The sequence below is a fragment of the Flavonifractor sp. An100 genome, assembly GCF_002161175.1.
In the GTDB taxonomy this organism is placed as follows: domain Bacteria; phylum Bacillota; class Clostridia; order Oscillospirales; family Oscillospiraceae; genus Lawsonibacter.
In genome coordinates this window covers 1-20682 of the sequence record NZ_NFMA01000025.1, presented here as the reverse complement: position 1 = coordinate 20682, position 20682 = coordinate 1, and the positions used below count along the sequence as shown (strand labels likewise).

Below are 20682 nucleotides of genomic sequence, written 5' to 3'. Positions count from 1 at the left end.
CCAAAGGAGGTTCCACCCATATGAAATTGACCTTTTTCGGCGCCGCCCATGCGGTCACAGGAAGCTGCCACTGTCTGGAGGTCAACGGACGGAAGATCCTTATCGACTGCGGCCTGCAGCAGGGCCGGGACGAACACGATGACAACGCGCTGGACTTTGCACCCAGCTACATCGACTACGTCCTGGTTACCCACGCCCACATCGACCACTCCGGCCGCATTCCCCTGCTGGTGAAGGAGGGCTTCCACGGCCAGATTTTCACCACCCGCCTGACGGGGGAGCTGATGTCCATCATGCTCCGGGACTCCGCCCACATCCAGGAGAGCGACGCCCAGTGGCAAAACCAAAAGGGCAAGCGTGCCGGCCGGGAAGAGGTGGAACCCCTCTACACCCTAGCCGATGCCGAAGCCGCTTTGCAGCAGGTGGTCACCTACGAGTACGGTCAGACCTTTGAGCTGTGCGAGGGGGTACAGGTGCGCTTTGTGGACGCGGGCCACCTCCTGGGCTCCGCGGCCATCGAGGTGTGGGCCACCGAGGGGGGCGTGACCAAAAAGCTGGTCTTCTCCGGCGATTTGGGCAACGTGGACCAGCCCATCATCCGGGACCCGGACTTTATTTCCCAGGCCGACTACGTGGTCATGGAATCCACCTACGGCGACCGCAACCACGAGCCTCCCGAGAGCTACACCCAGGCTCTGGCCGCCCTCATTGACGACGTCTTCTCCAAGGGGGGAAACATCGTCATCCCCTCCTTTGCGGTGGGCCGTACCCAGGAGCTTTTGTATTTCCTGCGGGAGATCAAAAACGAGGGCCTGGTGCGAAGCGTACCCAACTTTACGGTGTGCGTAGACAGTCCCCTGGCCGCCGAGGCCACTAAGATCTACGCCGGTAACCTCCACGGCTATCTGGACGAGGATGCCATTGCCGTGCTCCAGGGCGGAGACGACCTGTTCACCTTCCCCGGCCTCACCCTTACCCAGTCCACCGAGGAGTCCAAGGCCCTGAACATGGACAAATCCTCGAAAATCATCATTTCCGCCTCCGGCATGTGTGATGCCGGACGCATCCGCCACCACCTGAAGCACAACCTGTGGCGGCCGGAATGTGCCGTGGTCTTCGTGGGCTATCAGGGGGAGGGCACCCTGGGCCGTCGCCTGCTGGAAGGGGCCAAAACCGTAAAGCTCTTCGGCGAGGAAATTGCTGTCCGGGCCCGGATCATCAACTTCAAGGGGCTGTCCTCCCACGCCGACCGGGACCACCTCCTGGGCTGGATCGAGCACTTCGCCCCCAAGCCTCAGCAGGTCTTCGTGGTCCACGGAGACGCCCCTGTCACCGAGGTCTTTGCCAACACCCTTACGGAGCGGGGAATCCCCGCCCATGCCCCCCTCTACGAAGAGGTCTATGACCTGTTGGAAAACCGGATGCTGGCCAAGGGCGTGGTTCTGGAGACCAAATCCCGCTCTGCCGGAGCCTCTGCCGGTTCCCCCGCCTTCCTGCGCCTACAGGACGTGGCCAAGGAGCTGGAGCTGCTCATCAGCCGCAGCCGGGGCCGTCCCAACAAGGATCTGGCCAAGCTGGCCGACCAGCTGCGCCAGGTCATGGACAAGTGGGACGCCTGATCCCCTGCGCATGATTTTCAGTATGATAGGAGCCTTTTCATGGAACTTGACCGCAGCGAGCTGAAACACCAGGCCCGGGAGGCCATGTCTGCCACACGGCCTCCCTTCTGGCTGATCACTCTGCTCTACCTTCTTCTCACCTCTGGATTATACCTTCTCCTCTCCTACCTCCCCCTCCCCTCCGGCGACTGGGCCATGTGGGGCTCCGCCTTCTTCTTTGTGGGGATTTTCTTCCTGCTTTACAAAGTGGTCATAAACTTTGGATTTCGCCTTTGGGCCCTGTGGACCTACCGCCGTCTGAATCCCGGCGCTGGCTCTCTGGTCCAGGGGTTCTCCGTAGCCGGTCGGGTGCTGCTGATGGAAATTTTCCTTTACCTGCGCATGCTGGGCTGGAGTATCGTTCTAAGCGTTGTCCTGCTCCCCCTGGTGCTCATTCTCAGCTCTATGGTCCCTTCCCTGACTGTGCTGGGAATGGGTGTGGTCTATCTGGCCGTACAGGTCATGATGCTTCGCTACTCCATGGCCCCCTTCTTACTGGCTGACCGGCCCGATGACGGCCCTTCCGCCGCCATTCGGCGCAGCATATCCCTGACCCGCGGCTGGAAGTGGGAGCTGTTTAAGCTGGAGTTCTCCTTTGTAGGCTGGATTCTGCTCAGCACCCTCCTCTCCCTTCTGGCCCTGGTGTTCTGTCTGTGGCAGGGGGGCTTCTTTCAAGCCCTGTCCCAGATTCCCCTCCAGCAGCTGCCCGATCTCTTCTCCGGCTATGCCCTCTGGCAGTCGGGGGTGCCGGTGGACCTTTTCGGGTTTTCCACCGACTATGAGCCCATCTACCTGCTGTTTTACTCTATTGCCAACAGTCTGGGTGGCGCTCTTCTCACCCAACTGGTCGCCGTCCCCGTTTTACTGTGGCTGCTTCCCTACCGCCTTACCGCCCGCGCCGGCTTCTACTGCGAACGCCTGCGTCTGCAGCAGGAATTTGCGCCCCCTGTGTAATCCTCTATGCTCCCTCAAAATGGGGGAGCATATTTTATGAAACCCAAAGAACATCCGTTTGACATTCGTACAAATGTATGATAAAATACAACTACAATTATCCAGATAGTCCCGCCTGCCCACGAAAGGAGCGTCAACTATGGCCAAGCTCACCGCCAAGCAACAACAAATTTACGACTACATTCTCTCCTTTACCAATGAGCACGGCTATCCCCCCTCGGTGCGTGAAATCGGCGCTGCTGTGGGATTAAAGTCCCCCTCCACCGTCCATTTCCATATGAAGGGCCTGGAAGAGGCCGGTGTGATCGTCAAGGCGGAGGGCAAGACCCGGGCCATCACCCTTCCCGGCGCCGCCCTGTCCGGCGTAGCAGAAGAGGCCGACCCCCACGCCAATCAGGTGCCTATCCTGGGCAACGTGGCTGCTGGCTCCCCCATTCTGGCCCAGGAGTGTATTGAGGACTACCTGACTTTTGACACCCAGGGGCTGTCCGGAGAGCATTTCGCCCTAAAGGTCCGTGGGGAATCCATGCTGGGAGCTGGGATTTTGCCCGGGGATCTGGTGGTGGTCCACCGACAGAGTGAGGCCCACAATGGCGAGATCGTGGTGGCCCTCTTCGAGGATGAGGCTACTGTCAAAACCCTGTCCCGGCGGGACGGTCACACCTGGCTGCTGCCGGAGAACCCGGATTACGAGCCCATTGACGGCACTCGGGCCGAGATCATCGGCAAGGTGGTAGCGGTGGTCCGCCGGTATTGAGCACGCCTTTAAATAAAACGCCCTGAGCGAAGACTTCGCTCAGGGCGTTTTTGACTTTGTGTTGAAATGAACTAGAGTTAAAATTGGAACACCGCGCCCACCACAGCGGAAATGGCAATAAAAACAATGGGGTGGAGCTTCTTCAGCGGGCTCCACTTCATCAGCACGAATACCGCCGCAGCCAGGACGATGGCCGGCCAGTGAGGGACAAGCACATGCTCCTCCACGCCCTCAATGGTAACCAGGACAGCAGTGGCCACACTCAGTCCCGCCGAAGCGATCAGAGCGGTGGAGGCGGGGCGTAGTCCCTGGAAGACGGCGTCAACCGTCTTGGACTGACGGAACTTCTGTAAAAAGCCGGCGATAATTATAATGACCACAATGGAGGGGAAGATCAGGCCCAGAGTGGCTACGATAGCGCCCGGGATACCGGAAATCTGATACCCCACATAGGTGGCCATATTCACCCCCATGGGGCCCGGTGTGGACTCGGAGACCGCGATCATGGTGGTCAGCTGGGCATCGGTAAACCAGCCTGTACGGGCCCCCAGATCCTGTAGGAAGGGAATGGTGGCCAAGCCGCCGCCCACGGCGAACAGGCCGGTCTTGGCAAATTCAAAAAACAAGCGCAGCAGAATCATTTCCCCTCACCTCCCTTGGACAGCTTCAACAGGCGGTAGACCACAAAGCCCACCAGGCCGGCCGCCACAATGAGAATGACGGGGGACACGCCCACTACAAAGCCCAGCACCAGCACCACCAGGAAGATGGCCACAGACAGAGCATTTTTCAGGGTGGATTTTCCCAGCTCCAGCACGCTGGTGGCAATCAGGGCCACCACACAGGCGTTGACGCCCGCCAGGGCGTGCTGCACCACCGGGATGTCGGCAAAATTGGACAGGCAGGCGGCGATAATGGTGATAATAACAAGGGAGGGAAACACCAGCCCCAGGGTAGCCACCACGCCCCCCACATAGCTTTTCAGCTTATAGCCGATGAAGGTGGCGGTATTCACCGCGATGATGCCAGGGGTACACTGGCCAATGGCGAAGTAGTCGGTCAGCTCCTCATCGGTGGCCCACCCCCGCTTCTCCACCACCTCCCGCTGGAGGATGGGGAGCATGGCATAACCCCCGCCAAAGGTACAGACTCCGATCCGGGCAAAGGTAAAAAACAGGTCAACCAGTACATTCATAATGATTCTCCGGCCCTCCTGCTCAGACGTTGAACCGGAACAGGATGATATCCCCATCCTGGACCACATACTCTTTCCCCTCCGAGCGGATGAGTCCCTTCTCCCGGGCTGCCGCCATGGTGCCGCAGGCCATCAGGTCCTCATAGGAGACCACCTCGGCCCGGATGAAGCCCCGCTCAAAATCGGAGTGGATTTTGCCCGCCGCCTGGGGGGCTTTGGTGCCCCGTTTAATGGTCCAGGCCCGGCACTCGTCCTCCCCGGAGGTGAGGTAGGAAATGAGGCCCAGCAGGGTGTAGCTGGCCTTCACCAGCCGGTCCAGACCGGACTCGGCAATGCCCAGGTCATCCAGGAACATCTTCTTCTCTTCGGCGGGCAGTTCGGCGATCTCCGCCTCCAGCTTGGCACACACCGGGATCACCTGGGCCCCCTCCGCCTGAGCGCGCTCCTCCACCTGGCGGTAGTAGTCCACTCCGTGGGGGTCGGCAAAGCCGTCCTCATCCAGGTTGGCGGCGTAGATCACCGGCTTGAGGGAGAGCAGCTCGCAGTCGGGATATTCCTTGGCAATATCCACTTCCTCATAGGACCGGGCGGACTTGCCGTCGTTGAGCCAGTCCCGCAGCCCCTCAAAGTCTGCGGCCTCCTGGAGGAACTTCTTGTCCCCCTTGGCCGCCTTCTTGGCCTTGTCAATCCGCCGCTCCACCATCTCCAGGTCGGCCATAATAAGCTCCAGGTCAATGGTGTCCATATCCCGGATGGGGTCTGTAGAGCCCTCCACGTGGATGACGTTATCGTCATCAAAGCACCGCACCACATGGACGATGGCATCGGTCATACGGATGTTGCCCAAGAACTTGTTGCCCAGGCCCTCTCCCTTGGAGGCCCCCTTCACCAGTCCGGCAATGTCCACAAACTCAATGACGGCCGGGGTGGTCTTCTTGGGGTGGTACATCTCGCTGAGCTTGTCCAGACGGTAGTCCGGAACCGCTACCATACCCACATTGGGGTCGATAGTGCAGAAGGGATAGTTGGCGCTCTCCGCTCCGGCATTGGTAATGGCGTTAAACAGGGTACTTTTGCCCACGTTTGGCAGGCCGACGATACCTAATTTCACGGCAATTCCTCTTTTCCGTTGTCATTTTCAAAGTTAGCCAAAATATTATATCTGGTTTATTAAAAACTTGCAAGACCATCTTATGGTCCTTTTCCCTTGTGGGAAGGAGAATCCTATGCTATACTGAAAAGCGCAAACCTCCACATTGGGAAAAGGAGTGTCTTCCATGGAGTTTTCCTACCGGATCAGTCCCTTTATCTATACCAAGTACATGTTCTATACCTTCCGTTGGCTTCTCTTGCTGCTCCCCGCCGCCATGTGTCCTACCTTTCCCCCAAGAGAGGGCATCAGCCTGGGGGTGAGCCTGCTGTCCTATTATATCGTCCTGCTGCTCTCGTTCTGCGGTGTGATTTTTCTCCTCTCCTCCGCCTTCTCTTTGTTCTTCACCCTCTGGCAGCACCAGGCAGGGATAACCAGCACCGTGCGGGTGGACGACTCTGGGCTGACAGAGATCTGGGGTGACCGGCAGATCCATATCCCCTGGACCAGTGTGCGGCAGGTCACCACGCGTAAACGCTTTCTCCAGGTCCGTTCCCGTTCCCCCCACATCCACTGGTTTTTATTCCGCTCCGCGGTGGGCAAGGAGACCTTCCGCCAGCTTTCCAGCTACATCCGCAGCCACACAGCCGCCCGATAAGGCGGCTGTTTTTATTCCTCCAGTTCCTCGGGAAGGGGACGGCGCCGGTGCTCCACCGGCCCCCACTCCGGCAGTGGGAGACGCTGCATAGCCCCAAAGGTCCTGGCCTTCAGGCCGGGATACTTCCCCTGAAGCTGGTAGATCAGCTCCTTAATCTCCTGCCGCTTGGTGTTCCCGTTGGCGGGGCACGGGTTTTCCACCACCGGGAAATTCAGCCGCCGGGCGGTGTGGGCAACGAGCTTCTCCCCGCAGTACAGCAAGGGCCGGATCTGAGTGATGCCTGTGCGGTCCAGATAGGTCACCGGTTGGAAGCAGGACAGCCGCCCCTCAAAAATCAGGGACATGAAAAAGGTCTCGATGGCGTCGTCATAGTGGTGGCCCAGGGCGATTTTAGTGATGCCCCGCTCCTTCATCCCGTCATGGAGGGCCCCACGGCGCATCTTGGCGCACATGGAGCAGGGGTTCTTCTCCCGCCGTAAATCAAAAATCACATGGTGTATTTCACTTTTTATAATGGTATAGGGCACTCCAAGCTCCTGGCAAAACTGGGCTACTGGGGTAAAGTCCATCCCCGGCCGGCCGTCGGCGTGTCCCATGTCCAGAGTGATGGCCTCCACAGTAAAGGGGACGGGGTAAAACTCCCTTAGCTTTGCCAGGGCCGCCAGCAGGGTAATGGAATCCTTTCCCCCCGACACCCCTACCGCAATCCGGTCCCCGGGCGCAATCATCTCATAGTCCTCCACGCAACGGCGGGTCAGTGACAGGATCTTGTTCATATCGCTCCTCCTTGGCAAAAAAATAGGTGAAACCGGCGCAGCTGCCAGCTTTCTTATACTTTTATTGCTGATTTTATGATTTTGTCCCACTAAGAAAAATAAAAATTGAAAGTTAGAAAACAAGAGAAAATAAGAGATTTATCGAGAAAACAAGAGATTTTATTGAGCAGCGTGAAAAAAGTGTGAAAATGCCGTTGACACCCGGCCACCCCCGTACTATAATACAAAACGCTCCGCTTGTACAGAGTGGAGCGCACTGTTTTATCACCAACCAAATGGTTACGATTTATAGAAGGAAAATGGAGGTTTCACCTATGTCCACTTTCATGGCAAACAAGGGGAACATCGTGCGGAACTGGTACGTCCTGGACGCCGCCGCCAAGCCCCTGGGTAAGACCGCTGCCCTGGCCGCCGATCTGCTGCGCGGCAAGCGGAAGCCCGAGTACACCCCTCACGCTGACTGCGGCGACTTCGTCATCGTCATCAACGCTGAGCAGGCCGTCCTGACTGGTAAGAAGCTGGATCAGAAGTATTACCGCACTCACTCCGGCTGGGTTGGCGGCCTGAAGGAAGTCAAGTACCGCACCCTGATGCAGAGCAAGCCTGAGCTGGCTATGAAGCTGGCCATCCGCGGCATGATGCCCCACAACATCATTACCAAGGACTCCCTGACTCGCCTGCACATCTATCGCGGCAGCGAGCATCCCCATGCCGCCCAGAAGCCCCAGACCTGGGACGCCGAGTAAGAGGAGGATTTAGATCATGTATAAGAGCAAGAAGCCTTATTTCTATGGCACCGGCCGCCGGAAGTCCTCCGTGGCCCGCGTCCACCTGTTCCCCAATGGCACTGGCGCCATCACCATCAACGGCCGTGATATCGACGACTACTTCGGCCTGGATACCCTGAAGCTCATTGTCCGTCAGCCCCTGGTCACCACTGAGCAGCTGGGCAAGGTGGACATCGTGGCCACCGTCACCGGCGGCGGCGTGACCGGCCAGGCCGGCGCCATCCGGCACGGCATTTCCCGCGCTCTGCTCCTGGTCAACGAGGAGTTCCGTCCCGCTCTGAAGGCCGCTGGCTTCCTGACCCGCGACCCCAGAATGAAGGAGCGCAAGAAGTACGGCTTGAAGGCCGCCCGCCGCGCCCCCCAGTTCTCCAAGCGCTGAGATTTTCCATTGTATTTCAAAACAGCCAGCCCGATTTGGGCTGGCTGTTTTTCTTTTGCTATTACGAAAACCGACACTGGCTTGCCGCATATACTTTTGACCGCTTGTTCCTGTAAACAGGCTTGTGCCGACGTCTAGCCCAGGGCTCCGGCGTCTGCACACCCATATCTATTCTTGCTCTGCAAAGGAGGCTCAATATGGATTCTGACGCTCTGCTCGCAGCCCTTCCTCAAACCGGCGTAGCGGTTTCTGAGGCCCTGAACCGTTTTATGGGCAACCAGGAGCTATATCTCTCCTTTTTGCTCCGCCTTCCCCAGGCCATGGAGCTCCCCGCCATCCGTCAGGCCCTTCAACAGCAGCAGGCCGACGTTTTTTATACCAAAATTCATAATTTAAAGGGACTTTCCGGAAACTTGAGTCTGCTCCCCATTGCCCAGCTGTCCCAGCAGCTTTTGGAGGAGTACCGGGAACACGGGCTGAACCATCCCCAGCGTTTGGAATCCATACTCCAGCAGATCGACGCTGCGGCCGCCCCCCTTATCCAACTACTGAAACAGTATGGGGCTGTATTCCCCCAAGGAGGACCGCTATGAATCGAGACACCCTTCTGGTTATTGATGACTCCCCCCTTGATTTAGCCATTTTAAGGGAAATTTTTAAATCGCTTTTCCATGTTGAGTGCTTTGAAGAATCCCGTCCTGCCCTGTCCTACATCCACCGAAATTCCCAGCGCATCTGTGCCATATTGCTGGATATCTGTTTAGGCAAGCGAGGAGCTGGTTTTCCTGTGCTTCAGCAGCTGCAAACCGTAGAGGCCACCGCAGATCTGCCCGTGATTCTGATTACCTCCGACGCCCGAAAGGAATATGTCCTCAGTGGTGTAGACAAGGGGGCCTCCGACTTTCTGGTCAAGCCCCTGAGCCCCGTCTCCGCTCAGGAACGGGTCTGTTCGGTCGTACGCAATGCCTGGCCCACTGGCTCCACCATTTTAGACCACTCCCTCCAAGCTGCTCAAACACCCCAGCTCCCGGTTACCCCCCAGGAGCCCTCCTTGGCTGACCACTGGAATCGGCTCCTAGACTTGTTTTTTCAAAACCGTCCCGGCCTTTCTCCCCACAAGTACCACCTGTTAGGACAAATTACCCAGGCACTGGCCAACGGACTACGCAAAGTCAAACCCAGCTGTGGGCTGTCCCCCTCCGAGGTACTGCTCATTGGTCAGGCGGCAGTGTTCTGCGACATTGGTTTGCTGGGCATCCCGGACGACATTCTTCTCCACGGCCCGGAGCAGGGGGGCTCCGGCCAAAACATCTATTTTCAGCACACCACACTGGGACACGCCCTGTTTACCACCGGCCCCAGCAGCGCGCACCCGCTGGCCCGTTACGCCGCTGAAATTGCATACTGCACCACAAAAATTACGACGGCACCGGCTACCCCCTGGAAGCGGCCCCCAATCCGCTGCCCATCAGCGCTCAGTTGGTACACACCGCACTTCGCTGCATGGATTATCTGGAATTTTTCCAGGGCTATCCCGACCGTCTGGACCGTAGCCTCCGGGCCCTGGCCAGCGATGTGGGGCGTGCCCTTGATTCTGATCTGTATCAGGCGGCCCAGGTGGCCCGCGAAGAGCTAATGGCCTGCCTTTCCGACCGGCAGCCTACGTAAGCTCTTTTTCCGGATTCGTCTGGCGTACCCCAGAGGGCCTGCAATGTGGCCACTTGTATAACGTAACACAAAAAGCTCCTTGACGCAGGGGGGAAAAAGTCGGATAATAGACAGGCACGGCAGGACCTGGCAATTTACACCGGTTTCTCCATCCTCCATGGGCCAGCCCCCCATTAGCGAACGGATGGAGTGCCTATATTGTCCTGGAGTGGCGCGTCCTTGAGGCGCCGCTCCTATTTTCTTGAGGAGGACTTTGGCCCATGGGAATCATTATCTTCGCGATCTGTTTGGCCGCTTCCACCATCGGAGGCATCTGCGGAATCGGCGGCGGCGTGATTATTAAGCCGGTTTTGGACGCGCTGCACATTATGAGCGTAAGCAGCATCAGCTTTCTATCGGGACTGTCGGTTCTGTCCATGTCTGTGGTCTCCATGATCAAGCAGCGGAAAAGCCACCTGGTGGAGCTGCGCACCGGCAGCCTACTGGCTCTGGGTGCCGTGCTGGGTGGCATTGCCGGCAACGCCATTTTCCAGCAGCTGAAGGCCATGACTCAGGACCAGCTGGTGGGTATGGTGCAGGCCATTGTTCTGGCCATTATTACCATTCTGACCCTGGTATACAGCGCCTTCCTTCGCTCCCGTCTCCCCTCCTACCAGGTTCACAATCCGGTTGCCACCGTCCTGCTGGGCCTGCTCATGGGGGTGCTCTCCGCCTTTTTGGGGATTGGTGGAGGACCCATCAACCTGGCCATCCTCTATTTTGCCTTCTCGATGGACACCAAAAAAGCGGCTGCCAACTCCCTGTACATCATCATGTTCTCCCAGGCCTCCAGCTTCCTCACCTCCTGCATCCAGCGCACCATCCCTGAATTTGAACTGATTTATCTGGTGCTCATGGTGGCAGCTGGGATTTTGGGCGGTATGCTGGGCTCTAAAATCAACAAGCGCATTTCTGCCGCCACCACGGACAAACTCTTTGCTGGTCTACTGCTGGTCATTGTGTTTATTTGCTTCTACAATGCCTGGCGCTTCGCTCCCTGATGCGTCACCACTCCGACTCCTCCCTTTTAAATCTTATTCTTCCAGCCGCCCTGCTTAGGGCGGCTTTTCCTTTTCCCAAAAGTGTAAACATTTTTTAAACCCGGCTGAAAATTCCTTGACTTTCCGGTCCTGGGTGCTAAAATGATTAGCACGCTAATCGTTAACCCGTTAATGATTCCTTTTGGGGGAATGTACATGGCAATTCACATCAGTCAAATGGAGCTATTGGCCCAACAGCTCCACCAGGCCCACCGAAATGCTTTGAGCGCCGAGCTGTCTGCCCGGGGTCTGAGCGAGGTGGGCCATCCCATGCTCCTGACCATTTTAAAAAGCTCCCAGGAGACGAGCACCGGCGCCCCCCTCCTGGCCCAACGGGAGCTGGCTCAACAGCTGCATATCTCTCCCGCCGCCGTGGCAAACTCACTAAAATCCCTGGAACGAAGCGGCTACATCCGACGACAACCGGGACCCGGAGATGCCCGCCGCAACCAGGTATTGCTCACCGAAAAGGGATACCACGCCGTGGAGGGCTGTCAGCGGGCCTTTGATGCCGTGGCGGAGCAGATGCTGGAGGGATTTACCCCTCAGGAGCTGGAGCTGATAATGTCCTTCCGACTCCGCATGCTTCAAAATCTACGTCCCCCATTAAACGCCCAGCCCAAGCGAAAGGAGGAATCTTAATTTGCTTTCCCTATTTTTAACCCATCTCCAGGGCTATAAGAAACAGGCCATTCTCTCGCCCATTCTCATTATCCTGGAGGTCATCTGTGAGCTGCTGCTCCCACTGGTGATGGCGGAGATCGTGGACACCGCCATCCCGGTCGAAAATGTCACCTATATCTTTCAGCTGGGCGCTCTGATGCTGCTGCTGGCAGGGATTTCCATGGCCTGCGGCGTACTGGCGGCCAAGTATTCCACCTTTGCCAGCCAGGGCTTCGGCGCCAATCTGCGGCAGTGCCTGTTTGACCAGGTGCAGCAGTTCTCCTTTGCTGACATTGACCGCTTCTCCTCCGCTTCCCTCATCACCCGTATGACCAACGATGTCAACGCCATGACCATGATGCTGGCCATGGGCCTTCGGATGCTGGTCCGGGCTCCGGTGATGCTGATCGCTGCCCTGATTATCAGCATCTCCCTCAATGCCCGCCTAGCCTTTATTCTGGTGGTGGTCATTCCCCTGATGGCTCTGGTCATCGGAATCCTCATGAAGATGTGTACCAAGCTCTTTGAGGTCATGCAGGCCCGCATCGACGCCTTAAACAACACCCTACAGGAAAACCTGGTGGCCATCCGGGTGGTCAAGGCCTTCGTGCGGGAGAACCACGAGCGGAAGAAGTTTAAAAAGGCCAACGACGAGCTGATGCAGGCCGCTTTAAGCGTAGGCCTGCGGGTCATTGCCATCCTGCCCGTCATGATGCTCTGCCTCAACGGCGCCACGGTGGCGGTGCTGTACTTCGGTGGCAAAATGGTGATGGGCGCCACCTTTGATTTGGGCAGCCTTCAGGCCTTCATCAACTACATTTTCCAGATCCTTATGAGTGTGATGATGGTGGCCATGTCCCTCCTCCAGCTCTCCCGAGCCCAGGCCTGCGCCCACCGGATCAATGAGGTGCTGAACACCGTCCCCTCCGTTCAGGACCGGGAGGGCGCCCCTCAGGCTCAGCTCCCCGCCCCCAAGGGGAAGGTGGAGTTTGAGGATGTGTCCTTTAAGTATGTGGCCACCGGCACTGGAGATGATGTGCTCTCCCACATCTCCTTCTCCGTGGAGCCGGGGCAGTTTGTGGCCATTGTGGGCGGTACCGGTACAGGTAAGTCCTCCCTGGTCAACCTGATCCCCCGGTTCTACGATGTCACTGGGGGCCGGGTCCTCGTGGACGGCATGGACGTGCGGGATTACCCCCTGGATGAACTGCGGGGTCGCATCGGTATGGTCCTACAAACCAACGTCCTCTTTACCGGCACCATTCGGGAGAACCTTCTCTGGGGCAATCCCGATGCAACGGAAGAAGAGATTATTCAGGCGGCCAAGGACGCCCAGGCCTATGACTTTATCATGTCCTTCCCCGACGGCTTCGACACCTATCTGGACCAGGGCGGCGTCAACGTCTCCGGCGGACAGAAGCAGCGGCTGTGCATTGCCCGCGCCATGCTCCGCAAGCCCGCCATCCTGATTTTGGATGACTCCACCTCCGCCGTGGACTCCACCACCGAGGCCGCCATCCGCCAGTCCTTTGCCCAGAATCTGAAGGACACCACGGTCATCATCATCGCCCAGCGCATTTCCTCCGTGCAATATGCCGACCAAATCCTCATTCTGGACGACGACCACATCGCCGGCCAGGGCACGCACGAGGAATTGCTGGCCAGCAATCCCATTTATCAGGAAATCTATCGTTCCCAACAAGAGGGGGTGGGTGAATAATGCCAGGACCCAATCATGCGCCCCGGGGCGGATTCCAAAAGCCCAAGGAGCTGAAAAAGACCGTTCTTCGTCTGGTGGGCTACCTCACCCGCAGCAAGCTGCCGCTGCTGTTCATTCTCCTGTGCCTGCTGACCTCTGTGGCCACCAACATTGGCGGCTCCTATATGATGCGGGGCATCATCAACAACTTTATCTGGTCGGGCTGCACCGACTTTGCGGGACTGGGGCTGGCCATTGCCAAGCTGGTGGGCATTTACCTCATCGGCTGCCTGGCCACCTATGGCCAGTCGGCCACCATGGTCCGCCTGGCCCAGCGGGGTGTCAACCGCCTGCGCCACGACCTGTTTGACAAGCTGCAGCAGCTGCCCCTGAGCTACTTTGATAAGCATCCCCACGGAGAGCTGATGAGCCGCTTCACCAACGACGCCGACAACGTCCAGCTGGCCCTGGAGCAGAGCGTGGTCTCCATGTGCTCCAGCTGCCTGATGTTTGTGGGGCTGGTGGTGATGATGCTCTTCATCAACTGGAAGCTCTTCCTGGTCACCGCCCTGGTGCTTGCCCTCACCATGGCCCTGTTCAAAAGCCTGGGCGGCCGTAGCCGCAACTATTACCAGCAGCAGCAGGCGGCCCTGGGCAAGGTCAACGGCAACATTCAGGAAATGATCGAAGGGCTGAAGGTGGTCAAGGCCTTTACCCACGAGGAACAGGCCAAAGCTGACTTTAAGCAGCTCAACGACGCCTACCGGGACGCCGCCCAGAAGGCCAATTTCTACTCCACCATGATCATGCCTGTCTCGGCTAACCTGATGAACATCAGCTACGCCCTGACCGCCGCCTTCGGCGGGCTGCTTTCCGTCCTCCAGGGCTTTGACCTGGGCGGACTGGTGGTTTACCTCAACTACTCCAAGCAGGTGGGCCAGCCCCTCAACCAGATCTCCCAGCAAATGACCTCCCTCCTCTCCGCCCTGGCCGGCGCGGAACGGATCTTCGAGGTCATGGACACCCAGCCCGAGGTGGACGAGGGGAAGATCACCCTGGTGCGGGCCCGGAAGGAAAACGGCGTTTTGGTCCCGCTGTCCTCCAATGAGACCACCCGCACCGGCGTCTGGGCCTGGAAGGTTCCCAAATCCAGTCCCATGAAGCTGGTTCGCGTGCTGAACCTGCCTGACAAGTCCGCTGTAGAGCTGCCCAAGGACGGGGAGCTGGCGGGACCCAACACCGGCTGGGCCTGGAAATACCCGGGGCCCGACGGCACTATGGGTCTGCACCCCATCCGGGGTGCCGTGCGGTGCAAGGAGGGGGAGGAGTTTACCTACACTGAGCTGAAGGGAGCTGTCCGCTTCAGCCACGTGGACTTCTCCTATGTGCCCGGCAAGCAGGTACTCCACGACGTGACGGTGTACGCCAACCCCGGCCAGAAGATCGCCTTCGTAGGCTCCACCGGCGCGGGAAAGACCACTATCACCAACCTCATCAACCGCTTTTATGAGATCGAAGGCGGTCTCATCACCTATGACGGTCTGGACGTAAAGACCATCCGCAAGGACGACCTGCGCCGTTCCCTGGGTGCGGTGCTCCAGGACACCCACCTGTTCACCGGCACCATCATGGACAACATCCGCTACGGGCGCCTGGACGCCACCGACGAGGAGTGCATTGCCGCGGCCAAGAGCGCCAACGCCCACTCCTTCATCCGCCGCCTGCCCCAGGGGTATCAGACCATGGTCACCGGCGACGGAGCCAACCTTTCCCAGGGACAGCGCCAGCTGCTGGCCATTGCCCGGGCGGCGGTGGCCGATCCCCCGGTGATGATTTTGGATGAGGCCACCTCCTCCATTGATACCCGCACGGAATCCCTGATCCAAAAGGGCATGGACACCCTTATGGAGGGCCGGACGGTCTTTGTCATCGCCCACCGGCTGTCCACGGTGCGCAACTCCAACTGCATTGTGGTCATCGAGCACGGGCAGATTGAGGAAAAGGGCGACCACGACGAGCTGCTGGAACAGAAGGGCCGGTACTACCGGCTGTATACGGGACAGTTCCAGCTCTCCTGAAACATTCCGTTCCAAAAAACGCAATAAAACGCAATCAGGCTCTCCCGCTTCCAGGCGGGAGAGCCTGATTCTTTCCTTCATTCCTTCTTTGCCCACAGGGCTCCCGCCAGCACGCCCAGCAACAGCCCTGCCGCCATAGACAGGGTCAAAAGCCCGCAGGCCAACAAAGTTAGTGGCTGGAATGGGCCGCCCCACCGCCAAGCCTCCCACCACCGGAAGGCCGAGACGGCCAGTACCGCTGCAGGCAGCAGACGAAGGGGCCAGCCCCGGTACCGGGTGAGTCGGAACACCACACACTCCACAACAAACACGGCCAGACCGGGTCCCCAAAAAACCGCCGTAGAAAGCAGTAAATCCATATTATCCTCCCATCTTGCCAGCCCGCCCCAGGAAACACCCCAATACATTCCCCCCCAGGGCAGGCAGGGCGGTCATAAAACAGTGGAACAGCGCCGTAGTGTCATAAAGAACCAACACCAAGGGCAGGTAACACAAAAAGCAGGCCAGGGGGAACAGGGGGCAGATCCCCCTGCGTTTTCCCAGAGACACTCCAGCGCACAGGCTGGCCACGGGCAGGATCAGGAAGGGGTACACGATTCCCGTCAGCGCGGGCAAATCCGTCCCCATCCCCCGCTCAATGCCCCGCAGCACCAAAGGGACAAGGGTACACAGCAGCACCACAAAGGGCAGATAAGGGAGAGTCTCCCGCCATTTCAAGGGGGTAGGCCCCGGCTCCAGCCCCAGCAGCTGCCGCAGCTGAGACACCTCCACATACCACCCGACCCATCTTCCCAGCCAGATCAGGGCATAAAACAGAGCCAGCAGTCCCTCCCAGAATAGCACTCCCGTCCAGCCCGGGGCAATGTCCAGCTCCACCACCAGCAGGGCAAACCAGGCAGCAGTGATGAGAAAATGGCCGCCGGACCGCAGGAGCAGCACCCGTCCACTGTCGGCAAAGGGCTGGGTCGCCACACCGGCCATTCCCCCAAGCCCCACACAGGCCAGCACCGCCAGCGGCGGGCATTCCCGGCTGTACATCGCATAGGGTACCCATAAAATTCCCGCCAGCAGCCCCAAAATCCCGCCGATGAGCGCCCGGCCTCGCCAGGTTATCCCCTTTTGCTTCATGGAGTCCGCCTCCTTTCCATCTGCAGCGTCTGCTTGATCTTTTTCACATACCTCCGGGACACATAGGCATAAACGCCCCCTGTTAAGGTCATTCGGATGGTCCCGGTGAGGGACAAATCCAGAGCGGTGACCCGGTCCAGATTGACGATCTCCCCGTTGGAGATGCGGACAAAGCGGGTTGCGTCCAGCCGCTGCTCCAGCTCATATAGCCGCAGGTGCACCGGGAAGCTCCCCTCCTCGGTCTGGGCCAGCACCCCTTTATCCTGGGTATAAAACCGCAGAAAGGCCTCCTGGGGCAGCCGGAGCATCTCCTCCCCCCGCCACACCGGGATGGGGGCCAGGGCCAGTCCGCTCAGTTCCCGCACTAGCCGCTCCAGCGCCGGGGTGGGCTCCCCGGCCAAGATCACCACCTTGGGCTCGGTCCGTCCCGGCTCCAATTTCAGTTCCACGTCCATCCCCCGCCCTCCTTTCTGCCTCCAGCATACCATGTCCCGCTCTACCCGTCCATAGCTCCTCGACAAATGGTCGCCCTGGGCAGACCATCGGTCCCCCATTTCCCCGTTGACATCCCTCTTTTCCTAGGCTAAAATAAAATAGTCTTTTCCCACATTGGGGAGAGACACCGTTCCATGTCTCAGTAGCTCAACTGGATAGAGCGTCCCCCTCCTAAGCGGGAGCAGGAGCATCCGCCAAAGATTGCAAAAAAATTGAATATTGTGTATAAGCCCTGGTAGCGTAGTGGATAACGCGACCGCCTCCTAAGCGGTAGACCGGAGGTTCGAGTCCTCTCCAGGGTGCCAAAAGGAGCCAAAACCGTCGGTTTTGGCTCCTTTTTTACACTTTACTTGAGAATCCATTCCCTGCAATTATATCAAGTTAGCTCGCATATTTTGCCTACACGCTTCTCTTGATTTGAGCTCGAAAAGCCGGAGTTTGCCTACACTTGCCAACATTTAAGTGTTCTCTACGCCTGTTTCCTGGTCTTTTTCTGCCCCTCTTAGTAGTTCGGATAACAGCTCCGGGCGGCTTTGGATTAGTGCTTTCAACTTACATAGCATATCAGCGTCTACACCCTCATCCGGTGATGTAGTGCCAATCTTGGAAAAGAACCCGGTGTCCATTTCATGTGCAATTAGCTTACGATCCGCATCGAACCCGTGGGCGTATGTATCCGTCACCATACGGGCCTCGGCATGGCCTGTGTCACCCTGGACAGCCTTGATATTGCCTCGGCTCAACTTGAGCTTCAGAGATGTACTGCTGTGACGTAGGCTATGGAATACGACCGGTCGGAAATTGTTTTCCGTGATGAGTTTGTTAAATGCCTTATCGATGATACGGATTTCATAGGGCCGGCCATTGAGCTGCGATACCACCAGGTCATAGTCGTGGTATTCGTCGCCCATCAGCCGCTTGTATTCTGCCTGCTGTGCCTTGACTTGTCGCAGTTCCTCTATGACAGCATTTGGAAGGTATATCGTCCGGTTACTGCTTTCAGTTTTCGGCGCTTTCAGTACAAGTGTAGTCGTAGCCTTCTTAGGCATAACAAGGGGGAATTTGAAAATAATCGTGCTGCGGTTGACCCGTTCCAATGCCTCGATGCTCTCATTATTGCAACGATGTAACTCACGATCCACCTTAAGGAACGCAGCACCTTCCGCCACCAATTCATCCTCGATATGTACATTGGTCCACTGTAATCCTAGAATTTCTCCCAGGCGCATGCTGCAGCTTAACGCAAGGTATAAGCAGATACGCAGGGGTTGCTCCTTGCAGGCAGAAAGAGCGGCGATTGCCTCATCATCCGACCACACTTCCCTTTTCTCCGCCTTGGCTGTCGGAAGAGTTGCCCCGATGGTTGGATTGACAGCGGTGTACTCCCATACCACCGCTTTCCCGAAAGCGCTTTTGAGTAATTTATGGATACGACCGATAGTGTGGGCCGTAATCTTGGCTCCTGTGTCCAAGTGGCCAGATACTACCGCCGCCGGTTTATCAAGAAGCATCGTGTAGTAGGCGTCTACATCACGCACCGTAAACGAGCGTACATACCGATTTCCGATATAGGGCTTGATGTAGTTTTTGATGAGGCCCGTACACATGGAGTAATAGGAATTGCCCCATTTTTTTAGGCCGTAAACCTCCACATATTCATCCAGGAAATCGCCGATAGTAACCTCCTGCTTGATTCGGACAGCACCCTTGGCAACCTTCACAGGCGGTTCAAAGGTGCCGTTCTTTTTTGCCAGTTTGATTTGCATGTCCCGGAGTAGAGCCTCGTCTTTGGACTTGAAAGTCTCAGTGCGGGGAGAGGCCTCACCAGGACAGCGATAAATCACCTGAAAAGAGTTACCTCTGATGCGAACAGACATTGACTTTCCCTTCTCTCTTATATATTATGGAAATATAAGCACTGCCCGCCAATGGACAGCGGGCAGTGCTATACAAAAGGAACTAGGCGATAGTCATTACACCGTCTTTGAGAAAAGAGATAAAGTTTTCTCTTGGAATGCGGTAGTGATTGCCGAGCTTTAAAGCCTTTATCCTTCCGCTATTGACCAAATCATAGGCTTTGTTGCGACCAATTGCCAGTGTGTCTGCGATGTCTCCTACTGTGAGAACAAATGGCATTGATTCAAAATTTTTGTAAGTCATAGGGTGAATTCCTCCTTGTTTATGTGGTTCTCTTCAATAATACATGAACATAACGAGCAACTTTTACAAGCTCCATTCGTCGCGGAGACCTATACCCTGGTATCCACGCGCCCCATTTCTAACGCGCTTGCAGGAAGTTACTCCGGGCCTAGTTTGCAGATAGTCAGAGAGCTTTCTAGCAAATTCAATCTGAGAAATCGTTGCTAACGAATTCTTATCTGCATAATTTTGGTATGCCAGATAAAGTGACTTCGTTGCTATCTCACGGTCGGCCTGAAACAGACAGCAGTCAGAGACAAACTGGGTCACGGCCTGATAACCTTCTCTGCCATCCTGCGGGGCATATTCATCAGGCAACGGTACGCGCGTGACTGCAAAGTTCCGCTGGTACAGTTGTCTATATGCCTGGATTGCTTGCGCTACAATATAAGGTGCATCCTTTAGAAGCAGCTCATAAAGTTTGGGGGTTTGTTCCTGTACTGGCACCGGGTTGGAAAACGGGATGACTACCATGCGATTCAAGAGTGCCTGCTCTTTTGAAATGTTGGGAATGCGGATTGGATGATTTCCGGCAAACAAGAGCAGTGGCTTGTGATAAATCGTATGGCTGTTCTTGTACTTGGCCTCCACTTTAATGGGATCATCCCCTACAAATTGCTTGATAATCCCCACTGCAATAAAAGGAAGCGGTTCATCTGGAAGATCCAGACAAGTCGCCAAGAGCTTTCCTTCCAGTGCAGATGTTGTAAAGCGATTTGTAAAATCATGGACTCCTGAGAGGCTTTCCACATTTTTACGCCCCAGTAATTCTTCTAAAAATCGTCCGAACTGAGTCTTTCCTGTGCCGGACTCTCCCAGAAGAACATAGAATACCTTCGCTTCATACCCTGTAACGGCAAGGGCTACCAGCTCCAGAAGCTGCTGCCTGATTGCACGGTCACAATTTCCAATTTGGGACACAAAGGCTTCAAAAGTTTGCCCCTCGTTGCTCGCTTGAATGTCAGCGAAATTCAGGTCCAAAAAAGTAAAGAACCCATCTTCCGGATCGTGCGGATAAAGTTCCATTGACAGTAAATCTAAGGTCCCATCCCGGAGGTTTAGACAGTGCGGCGGAGGTTCAATATCGACCTCTTGCCGGATATCGGGATTGCCAAGCAGTAAGCGATAGACCTCGCGATACTCGCTTGTAGTCAACACACTCGATAATCCATCTTCATCCAAAAGGCGGCGAAAGCAACTTATCGCTTTATGGAAATCTAGGTGCCGCCAGCACGGAGCATCAAACATCCAGAGCTCATTTTTGTACGCCATTAAAGTCAGTCGCTTGGTTATGTACTTTTCAACGCCTCATGAAATGCCATCACAGCTGAGAATGAAAATATAGTCTGTGCGTTAACCGAAGGATTTGCTAAACTGAATACAGCAGGCGTAGTCCGGTTGCACCTTGGTGGATTTTC

Annotated in this window: 22 protein-coding genes and 1 tRNA gene; 13 read left to right on the top strand and 10 right to left on the bottom strand. The window is 56.8% G+C overall.

The window, feature by feature from the left end; all coding sequences use genetic code 11:
• Positions 1–20 precede the first annotated feature (20 nt).
• The 3 genes from B5E43_RS12450 (at position 21) to lexA (ending at position 3369) form a co-directional block, all read left to right on the top strand.
• Positions 21–1619, top strand: coding sequence for an MBL fold metallo-hydrolase (locus B5E43_RS12450; RefSeq protein ID WP_087397189.1), 1599 nt, complete (start codon positions 21–23; stop codon positions 1617–1619).
• A 39-nt stretch (positions 1620–1658) separates the two neighbouring features.
• Positions 1659–2612 (top strand): DUF975 family protein, encoded by a 954-nt coding sequence (locus B5E43_RS12445; RefSeq protein ID WP_087397187.1) that lies wholly within the window; start codon positions 1659–1661, stop codon positions 2610–2612.
• A gap of 139 nt (positions 2613–2751) precedes the next feature.
• Complete coding sequence (gene lexA / locus B5E43_RS12440) at positions 2752–3369, top strand: transcriptional repressor LexA (protein WP_087397185.1); 618 nt, start codon at positions 2752–2754, stop codon at positions 3367–3369.
• 77 nt (positions 3370–3446) lie between these two features.
• Here the strand turns inward: lexA and B5E43_RS12435 are convergent, their stop codons facing one another.
• The 3 genes from B5E43_RS12435 to ychF are packed head-to-tail and all read right to left on the bottom strand — an operon-like array spanning position 3447 to position 5675.
• Positions 3447–4010 carry a chromate transporter gene (locus B5E43_RS12435; protein ID WP_087397183.1) on the bottom strand — a complete coding sequence of 188 codons (564 nt, stop codon included), beginning with the start codon at positions 4008–4010 and terminating at the stop codon, positions 3447–3449.
• The gene (locus tag B5E43_RS12430) at positions 4007–4564 is read right to left on the bottom strand and encodes a chromate transporter (RefSeq protein ID WP_087397181.1); all 558 of its coding nucleotides are present in this window, start codon (positions 4562–4564) and stop codon (positions 4007–4009) included. The genes B5E43_RS12435 and B5E43_RS12430 overlap by 4 nt, the downstream gene beginning before the upstream one ends.
• A 22-nt stretch (positions 4565–4586) precedes the next feature.
• Entirely contained in the window at positions 4587–5675 is a 1089-nt protein-coding gene (ychF, locus tag B5E43_RS12425) for a redox-regulated ATPase YchF (RefSeq protein WP_087397179.1), read from the bottom strand.
• Between the two features lie 166 nt (positions 5676–5841).
• Here ychF and B5E43_RS12420 point away from each other — a divergent pair, with 166 nt between their 5' ends.
• Entirely contained in the window at positions 5842–6312 is a 471-nt protein-coding gene (locus B5E43_RS12420) for a hypothetical protein (RefSeq protein ID WP_087397177.1), read from the top strand.
• A gap of 11 nt (positions 6313–6323) precedes the next feature.
• Here the strand turns inward: B5E43_RS12420 and B5E43_RS12415 are convergent, their stop codons facing one another.
• Positions 6324–7088, bottom strand: a complete 765-nt coding sequence (locus B5E43_RS12415; RefSeq protein WP_087397175.1) for an ATP-binding protein — start codon at positions 7086–7088, stop codon at positions 6324–6326.
• A gap of 314 nt (positions 7089–7402) precedes the next feature.
• Here B5E43_RS12415 and rplM point away from each other — a divergent pair, with 314 nt between their 5' ends.
• The 8 genes from rplM (at position 7403) to B5E43_RS12375 (ending at position 15442) form a co-directional block, all read left to right on the top strand.
• Positions 7403–7834, top strand: coding sequence for a 50S ribosomal protein L13 (rplM, locus tag B5E43_RS12410; protein WP_087397173.1), 432 nt, complete (start codon positions 7403–7405; stop codon positions 7832–7834).
• A 16-nt stretch (positions 7835–7850) separates the two neighbouring features.
• Positions 7851–8255, top strand: a complete 405-nt coding sequence (rpsI, locus tag B5E43_RS12405; protein ID WP_087397171.1) for a 30S ribosomal protein S9 — start codon at positions 7851–7853, stop codon at positions 8253–8255.
• 197 nt (positions 8256–8452) lie between these two features.
• The gene (locus B5E43_RS12400) at positions 8453–8848 is read left to right on the top strand and encodes an Hpt domain-containing protein (protein ID WP_087397169.1); all 396 of its coding nucleotides are present in this window, start codon (positions 8453–8455) and stop codon (positions 8846–8848) included.
• A complete protein-coding gene (locus B5E43_RS12395) occupies positions 8845–9891 on the top strand; it encodes a response regulator (RefSeq protein ID WP_087397167.1) in 1047 nt (348 codons plus the stop codon). Before B5E43_RS12400 ends, B5E43_RS12395 begins: the two co-directional genes overlap by 4 nt.
• A gap of 292 nt (positions 9892–10183) precedes the next feature.
• Positions 10184–10963: a sulfite exporter TauE/SafE family protein gene (locus tag B5E43_RS12390; RefSeq protein ID WP_087397165.1), complete on the top strand. Its 780-nt coding sequence runs from the start codon at positions 10184–10186 to the stop codon at positions 10961–10963.
• Positions 10964–11158: 195 nt separating this feature from the next.
• Positions 11159–11644 (top strand): MarR family transcriptional regulator, encoded by a 486-nt coding sequence (locus tag B5E43_RS12385; protein ID WP_158099062.1) that lies wholly within the window; start codon positions 11159–11161, stop codon positions 11642–11644.
• Between the two features lies 1 nt (position 11645).
• Entirely contained in the window at positions 11646–13385 is a 1740-nt protein-coding gene (locus tag B5E43_RS12380; RefSeq protein ID WP_087397161.1) for an ABC transporter ATP-binding protein, read from the top strand.
• On the top strand, positions 13385–15442 hold the full coding sequence (locus B5E43_RS12375) for an ABC transporter ATP-binding protein (protein ID WP_087397159.1): 2058 nt from the start codon (positions 13385–13387) through the stop codon (positions 15440–15442). The genes B5E43_RS12380 and B5E43_RS12375 overlap by 1 nt, the downstream gene beginning before the upstream one ends.
• Positions 15443–15519: 77 nt before the next feature.
• Here the strand turns inward: B5E43_RS12375 and B5E43_RS12370 are convergent, their stop codons facing one another.
• Genes B5E43_RS12370 through B5E43_RS12360 form a run of 3 tightly spaced genes read right to left on the bottom strand, consistent with a single transcriptional unit; the run spans position 15520 to position 17025 of the window.
• Entirely contained in the window at positions 15520–15801 is a 282-nt protein-coding gene (locus tag B5E43_RS12370) for a hypothetical protein (protein WP_087397157.1), read from the bottom strand.
• 1 nt (position 15802) lies between these two features.
• Positions 15803–16570, bottom strand: coding sequence for a hypothetical protein (locus B5E43_RS12365; protein ID WP_087397155.1), 768 nt, complete (start codon positions 16568–16570; stop codon positions 15803–15805).
• Positions 16567–17025: a LytTR family DNA-binding domain-containing protein gene (locus tag B5E43_RS12360; protein ID WP_087397153.1), complete on the bottom strand. Its 459-nt coding sequence runs from the start codon at positions 17023–17025 to the stop codon at positions 16567–16569. Before B5E43_RS12360 ends, B5E43_RS12365 begins: the two co-directional genes overlap by 4 nt.
• A 269-nt stretch (positions 17026–17294) precedes the next feature.
• Here B5E43_RS12360 and B5E43_RS12355 point away from each other — a divergent pair.
• A tRNA-Arg gene (locus B5E43_RS12355) sits at positions 17295–17370 on the top strand.
• 153 nt (positions 17371–17523) lie between these two features.
• On the opposite strand, the gene B5E43_RS12350 is transcribed toward B5E43_RS12355, so the two are convergent.
• From B5E43_RS12350 to B5E43_RS12340, 3 genes are all read right to left on the bottom strand, one after another.
• On the bottom strand, positions 17524–18942 hold the full coding sequence (locus tag B5E43_RS12350) for a site-specific integrase (protein WP_087397151.1): 1419 nt from the start codon (positions 18940–18942) through the stop codon (positions 17524–17526).
• Between the two features lie 82 nt (positions 18943–19024).
• On the bottom strand, positions 19025–19225 hold the full coding sequence (locus B5E43_RS12345) for a helix-turn-helix domain-containing protein (RefSeq protein WP_206407000.1): 201 nt from the start codon (positions 19223–19225) through the stop codon (positions 19025–19027).
• 63 nt (positions 19226–19288) lie between these two features.
• Positions 19289–20446: a phage/plasmid primase, P4 family gene (locus B5E43_RS12340; RefSeq protein ID WP_158099061.1), complete on the bottom strand. Its 1158-nt coding sequence runs from the start codon at positions 20444–20446 to the stop codon at positions 19289–19291.
• Positions 20447–20682 lie beyond the last annotated feature (236 nt).